General features: G+C 58.7%; 6 protein-coding genes. 4 read left to right on the forward strand and 2 right to left on the reverse strand.

From position 1 onward, the window contains the following. The first annotated feature begins 29 nt into the window (after positions 1–29). Positions 30–593: a PaaI family thioesterase gene (locus tag HMPREF2547_RS00280; RefSeq protein ID WP_224433479.1), complete on the forward strand. Its 564-nt coding sequence runs from the start codon at positions 30–32 to the stop codon at positions 591–593. Positions 594–685: 92 nt separating this feature from the next. Here HMPREF2547_RS00280 and HMPREF2547_RS00285 read toward each other — a convergent pair whose 3' ends face one another. Next, positions 686–2,107, reverse strand: a complete 1,422-nt coding sequence (locus HMPREF2547_RS00285) for an NAD(P)/FAD-dependent oxidoreductase (protein WP_049170497.1) — start codon at positions 2,105–2,107, stop codon at positions 686–688. Positions 2,108–2,294: 187 nt separating this feature from the next. Between HMPREF2547_RS00285 and HMPREF2547_RS00290 the strand changes: the two genes are divergently transcribed. Together HMPREF2547_RS00290 and HMPREF2547_RS00295 are read left to right on the forward strand one after the other, a co-directional pair. After that, a complete protein-coding gene (locus tag HMPREF2547_RS00290) occupies positions 2,295–3,749 on the forward strand; it encodes a class I SAM-dependent methyltransferase (protein WP_070604376.1) in 1,455 nt (484 codons plus the stop codon). 117 nt (positions 3,750–3,866) lie between these two features. Next, the gene (locus HMPREF2547_RS00295) at positions 3,867–5,576 is read left to right on the forward strand and encodes an FAD-binding dehydrogenase (RefSeq protein ID WP_049189919.1); all 1,710 of its coding nucleotides are present in this window, start codon (positions 3,867–3,869) and stop codon (positions 5,574–5,576) included. 38 nt (positions 5,577–5,614) lie between these two features. Here HMPREF2547_RS00295 and HMPREF2547_RS00300 read toward each other — a convergent pair whose 3' ends face one another. Next, a complete protein-coding gene (locus HMPREF2547_RS00300) occupies positions 5,615–5,899 on the reverse strand; it encodes an Lrp/AsnC family transcriptional regulator (RefSeq protein WP_005511316.1) in 285 nt (94 codons plus the stop codon). Between the two features lie 174 nt (positions 5,900–6,073). Here HMPREF2547_RS00300 and tpx point away from each other — a divergent pair, with 174 nt between their 5' ends. Then, positions 6,074–6,571, forward strand: coding sequence for a thiol peroxidase (gene tpx, locus HMPREF2547_RS00305; RefSeq protein WP_016422822.1), 498 nt, complete (start codon positions 6,074–6,076; stop codon positions 6,569–6,571). Positions 6,572–6,646 lie beyond the last annotated feature (75 nt).

The raw sequence follows: 6,646 nt of genomic DNA on the forward strand, positions 1-6,646 counted from the left end.
TGATGGCGTGCGCTGGCACAATGTTTGGCATGACTGACGAGACTATTGCGAATAATGGCAGTTCACAGGACTCTAACTCTGCAGCTTCCGTCGCCGAGCAGGCGAAGAGGAAGGCGCTGCGCGATTATATGACACTGGCGACGAAGGCTAGCCAGGAAGCGCTGAGCGATGAGGAGCTGGCTGTTTTTAACAGCACCTTGGGCGATAACGGAATCGGCGGTCTAGATACCTTGCTGGGCACGAAGTTTGTCCATGTCGGGCCGGAGCGAATTCAGATGGAGCTCGAGGTCGGGCCCGACCACCTGCAACCGTGGGGCCTAGCCAATGGCGGTGTTTATTGCTCGCTAGGCGAGACTGCTGGCTCTATTGCTGGTTTCGTTGCCTGCGGTGCGAAGAAGCCGGTCGTCGGTGTGAACAATAACACCGATTTCTACCGCTCCGCCCGGGCTGGCGAGGTAATCGTTACCACGGCGGAGCCAGAGTACCTGGGGCGCACCATGCAACTGTGGCGCATTGAGCACACCCGCAAGGCAGATGAAAAACTGTTGGCCCGCACCAACCTACGAATTGCGGTACTCGACAAGCCGCTGTAGCAAATCGTTATAGGTGGTAACGGGCCTGGTAGGAAGCTCGCAGGTGGCTTGTCGTGATTAGCTGTTTTCTAATCTGGCCACCTGCAAGTTAACTACTTGTTCCTTTTTGCGCGGTGCTCGCGGCGAGTGTCGCGAACCTCCAGCGGCAGATCCTGCTCAGCCTTGTCCTTGTTGAACTCGGCCAGGCGGTCGATGGCGTTGCGTGCGTACATCTGCTGGCGGGTGGAAACCATCTGCCAACGGTTGCGATCCAGGACGTTCAGGCCCCAGCTGACGCAGGAGACGAGGCGGTTGCGGAAGCCCACCAGGAACATCAGGTGGACGGCCAGCCACAGAATCCAGCCGATGAAGCCGGTAACCTCAACCTTGCCCATCTTCACCACTGCGGAGAAGCGGGAGACGGTTGCCATGGAGCCCTTATCGAAGTACTCGAACGGCTGACGCTCTGCGACATCGCGGCCGTCGGCCTCAGCTGCAATGTTGGCGGCGACGTACTCGCCACCCTGAATAGCAACCTGAGCAACACCCGGCAGGTTCTCGCGGTTGGACATGTCGCCCACGACGTAGACGTTCTTGTAGCCACCAGCTGTCATGTCCTCGTTGACAACGACACGGCCAGCGCGGTCGGTCTCGGCGCCAGTCTGCTCGGCAATCATCTTGCCCAGCGGGGAAGCGGACACGCCGGCGGACCAAATCTTGCAGAACGACGGGATGAACTCCTCGGTTCCATCCTTCATGTTCTTGTAGGTGACGCCCTCTTCATTGACGTCAGTCACCATCGCGCCAAGCTTGACGATGACGCCCATCTTTTCCAGGGACTTCTGAGCCTTGCGGCCCAGACGCTTGCCAAACGGCGGCAGAACCTGCGGTGCGCCGTCGAGCAGGACGACGCGTGCAGCGTGCGGGTTGTAGCTGCGGTAGGACGATGCGAGGGTGCGGTTAGCCAGCTCGGCCAGCTGGCCGGCAAGTTCAACACCAGTCGGACCAGCGCCGACAACGACGAAGGTCAGCAGGCGCTCGCGCTCAGCGGGATCGTCGGTCAGCTCGGCGCGCTCAAACGCGCCGATGATGCGGGCACGGATTTCGAGTGCGTCGTCGATGTTCTTCATGCCCGGAGCAAACTCGGCAAAGTGATCATTGCCGAAGTAGGACTGGCCAGCGCCAGCGGCAACCAGGAGGTGGTCGTATTCCCACTTGGAAGTCTGGTGACCCAGTTCCGAAGTCACAACCTGCTTTTCGACGTCGATGTCGGTGACATCGCCCTTGACAACACGAACGTTCTGAACACCGTCGAAGATTGTACGAGTGGACGGAGCGATTTCGCCCGAGGACAGGATGCCCGTTGCTACCTGGTAGAGCAGTGGCTGGAACAGGTGGTGGTTAGTGCGGTCGATGAGAGTGACGTCGACCTCGGCGCCCTGCAACTTCTTCGCCGCGAACAAGCCACCGAAACCCGAACCGATGACGACCACGTGCGGGCGTCCGGAGTGCGGGCGGTACGGAGTCTCGGTCATGTATTTTCTCCTCACAGACTTGAAAGTTCTCGAAGTTTTAGATTCGGCTTTTAGCCGGCAAGCCACAATAGTAATCCTCTCGGTGCGCCACCGCCTATTCTGGGTCCCTGCGCGGTAGGCTGCGAGAGCAAACTCAGTTCGTTATTCGTACCTTTATGCGGCGCGATTGTTAGGAGGTTCGGGCAGGGTGAATTCGGCAAGCCGGCAGGCAATTGACGCAGAGCGATGGCCTCGGGTTGCGCGTATTCCAGAGGGGCGTTTTCTAGCGAAACGTGCCGAAATGATGGAACGCTCTTTTGAGCGACTCTGCCAGGATAACGGCATTGAACTGGTTGAATCCGGTGAGTTTGTCGGGGAGTCTTTCATTACTCGGTCGACGGGTGACGCCGATTTGGCTATCGACGGAGTCGGTGGTGCCAGCTCTAGCGGCGGCAGTGAATCTCCCACTAGTTCTGAATCGTTTCGTCCAGTCGTTTTCAGCGTCATTGATCCTGTTTTCTATTCTCGACTAGCTGATTCAGAATGGCTCGGATTGGGGGAGGCCTATCTCGCGGGCGAATGGTCCAGTGATGATTTGCCAGAGCTTCTCAGCCGACTGCTCAGCGCCGAGCTTGATATTGCTTCGTTGGGGCCGCTGGCACGTGGTCTGATGAAAGTCGCGCGTTCACGTCCACGTCTCGATGGGCCAGATATGGCGGGAGAGTTGCCGACCTCATTGCTCGAGCTCTATTCCGGCGAATTGCTGATGGGCGGTTCCGGCCTGTTCGCCTCCGGAGTGCGAACCTCGTCGCGGGAACAGATTCAAAACTATGCCCGTGGTGCTGGCAAGGGTGGGGTTCCCTCGCACTGGTCAGTTGACGTGACTTATGTCGATGCCCCGAAATCCGTCGCGCGTGCCGATTTTCTGCATGCCCAGGTGCGCAATAATGAGCACATCCTCGATCTTGCTCGAGTCCGGGCCGGAGACCGTGTCGCCGAATGGCCGTCGGCAGGCGGAGAAATTTCCCTTCGGGCTGCAGAAAGAGGAGCGGGCGCGGAGGTTATTACCGTCTCTGATGACCACACCGAAACGGTGCTGGAACGGGTGGAAAAAGCCGGATTGCGCGGCGCGGTCGATGTGATCCAGATGGATCGCAACATTCCGTCGCCACGCGAATTCGAGTCCGACTTCGAGGCGGTTATCAACGTCGGGCGTCTGGAGACCTTCGGTCGTGCAGGTGCGCTGCGCTGGCTGAAGAGCGCCGAGCGTCTGCTTGTCGACCGCGGCACCATCGTCGTCCAAATGGTGGTAGCGACGGACAAATTCGATGCGCTCGCCGAGCGCAGCTTGGACCTCGTACGCGCTTATGTGTGGCCGCAGCTGCAGCTTTTCACCATGGAAGAGCTGCGCAAGATGGTGGACCGGGAAACCGGCCTGCGCATCGCGGCGGAAGAGTACATTCCGGCGCACTTCGCGACGACCTTGCAGCTCCAGCGAGATTTCTTTGCGGCGCATGCGCGCGAAGCCGCTGGTATCGGCTACGACAGAGTGTTCCGGAGGATGTGGAATTACTATCTGTCGCTGTTTGAAGCGCTCGTGCGCGCAGAGAAAGTCACGCTCGTACAGGTCGAGCTCGTGCATGCGCCACGCAGGCCTCACTAGCAGTGGGCGGCTCCGGGCGCGTTGGAAATTCGCCAGATAAATAATGCCTGTAAAAATAAATCACGTTTTTAGGCAAAACCACCTCAAAGGTGATGTTTAGGGTCTAAAAACGAAACTATGAACGCACAGAGCACCACACGTACTGCAGACATTGTTGTCGTCGGCGCCGGACTTGCCGGATTGGTCGCGACGTATGAGGCCACGCAGGCCGGCAAGAAGGTCATCCTTGTCGATCAGGAGAATGCCAACAACCTCGGCGGACAGGCTTTCTGGTCGCTGGGAGGAATCTTTCTCGTCGACTCGCCAGAGCAGCGCCGCCTGGGAGTCAAGGACAACCGCGAGCTCGCTGAAGCTGACTGGTTCAACTCCGCGCAGTTCGACCGCGAGGAAGACAACTGGGGACGCAAGTGGGCCAAGGCCTATCTGAACTTCGCGGCAGGGGAGAAGCGTGACTACCTCCGCAATCTCGGCGTGAAGTTCCTGCCTGTCGTCGGGTGGGCTGAGCGCGGTGAAGGGCGTGCCGACGGTCACGGTAACTCGGTACCCCGATTCCACCTCACCTGGGGCACAGGCCCCGAAATCGTCCGCGTATTCGCAGAGCCGGTCGCTGAAGCTGCGAAGAAGGGGCTGGTGGAATACTGCCATCGCCACCGCGTTGACGAGGTGATTGTCGAAGATGGCCGCGCCGTCGGCGTGCGTGGCAAGATTCTGGTTCCCTGTGAATCTTTAGAGCGAGGAGTGGCGTCGTCACGTGAGGAAACAGGGGAGGACTTTGAGATCCTCGGGTCGGCCGTGTGCATTGCGACGGGCGGTGTTGGCGGCAACCTGGAAGCCGTGCGTAAGTGCTGGCCGACCGAGCGCCTGGGCGAGATGCCGAAGGACATGGTCTGCGGTGTGCCAGAGCATGTTGACGGCCGTGGTATCGAGATTGCAGAGCAGGCCGGCGCAAACCTCGTCAACCGTGACCGCATGTGGCATTACACCGAGGGCATGAAGAACTGGAATCCCGTGTGGCCGAATCACGGTATCCGTATCATCCCGGGGCCGTCGGCCATGTGGTTTGACGCAGAAGGAAATCGCCTGCCTGCGCCATATATTCCGGGTGCAGATACTGTCGGCACGATGAAGCACATTCTGGCTACCGGACACTCTTACTCCTGGTTTGTGCTGAATAAGAACATCGTGGCCAAGGAGTTCATTTTCTCTGGCTCAGAACAGAATCCGGATCTGACCGACAAGGAGATCAAGAAGCTGATTGGCAAGGTGACCTCTGGTGTTGCCGCACCTATTCAGGCGTTTATGGATAACGGCGAAGACTGGGTGGTTGCCGACGATCTGCCAAAGCTGGTCGAGGGGATGAACGAGATTGTGGAGGCGAGCTCGGGCGGGGAGTCCGGAGCCGCAGCGCCGAAGATTGACCTGGAGAAGCTCGAGGAGCAGATTCGTCAGCGCGATATGCAGACCGGTAATCCCTTCTCCAAGGACTACCAGGTCAATTACGTCAACGTGGCCCGGAACTTCCTCGGGGACAAGATCATCCGCTCCGTGCCGCCATCACCGATTTTGGATCCGAAGAACGGCCCACTGATTGCTATTCGTCTGCGCATGCTGACCCGCAAGACGCTCGGTGGCATCGAGACCACCCTCGACGGCCAGTGCTTGCACCCGGACGGAACACCTTTTGAGGGGCTCTACGCTGCAGGCGAGGCCTCTGGCTTCGGTGGCGGTGGCGTTCACGGCAACAACGCGCTGGAAGGTACATTCCTGGGCGGCTGTATTTTCAGTGGCCGCCAGGCAGGCCGCGCGATGGCGGAAGTGGTTAAGTAGCTCCCGCATACCGCACGGCTCGGTGGAAGAATCCGCGGCTACTCCAGCCCGATGGAGAATGCACTTTCCAGGTCGTGCTGAGAGTAGGTGCGGAAAGCCAGCTGAGTCTGAGTGCGAATAACACCGTCGACCTTGCTGATGAGATTTGGAATGATTTCCGCCAAATCATCGTGATTAGTTGCGCGCACCACGACGACCAAGTCCCAGTCACCAGTAACGGAGTAGACCTCAGTCACGCCGTCGATCTCGACGATGGTCTCGGCGGCCTCCGGAATCTTGTCAGCTTCGACATCGATGGACACAATTGCGGTAATCAAACTCATGGCTGCCTTTCCTCGGAGTTTAAACGTGGGGCCCGCTGAATAGCGTGGCCCGGACCGCAAGGTACGCAAGATTGCTCAAGATACTGCGGCCCGGAATTTCATTTCTGTCACGATTCTACTGATTTCCAGGAAACAGCCTGGAGGATCCGGACGAAAGGCGGTAAAAAGGGCGCTATGACACAAACCGCATTTCAGTCCAACCCAGTCCAGCTTTCCGGAGACCTGCCCCAGGTGGGCAACAAGGCTCCGGAGTTTACCCTCACCGGTGGTGACCTCGGGGAGGTCACCAATGAGACCTTCGCTGGTAAGAAGGTCGTCTACAACATCTTCCCGTCCGTAGATACTGGTGTTTGTGCAGCTTCGGTGCGTCACTTCAACGAGGACGCTGCTGGGCTGGACAACACCGTCGTAGTTAATGTTTCGCGTGACCTGCCGTTCGCTCTCGGCCGCTTCTGCGCTGCAGAAGGCCTGGACAACGTTGAGGTTGCCTCGGACTTCCGCCACGGCTTCGGCGAAGCCTTCGGTGTTGTCCAGCAGGATGGCCCGCTCGCTGGCCTGCTTGCTCGTGCCGTAGTCGTCACTGACGAAGAGGGCAAGGTCATTTACAACCAGCTGGTCGATGAGATCACCACGGAGCCGGACTACGACTCCGCACTGGCTGCACTGAAGTAATTAGCTAACAAGCTTTCAGCAGCAAGTAACCAGCTGGAATCGTGGGTTAAGTAGCAAAAAGTGTGTCCGCTCGGC

Origin of the sequence: Corynebacterium sp. HMSC055G02 (assembly GCF_001809065.1) — a bacterium.
In the GTDB taxonomy this organism is placed as follows: domain Bacteria; phylum Actinomycetota; class Actinomycetes; order Mycobacteriales; family Mycobacteriaceae; genus Corynebacterium; species Corynebacterium jeikeium_D.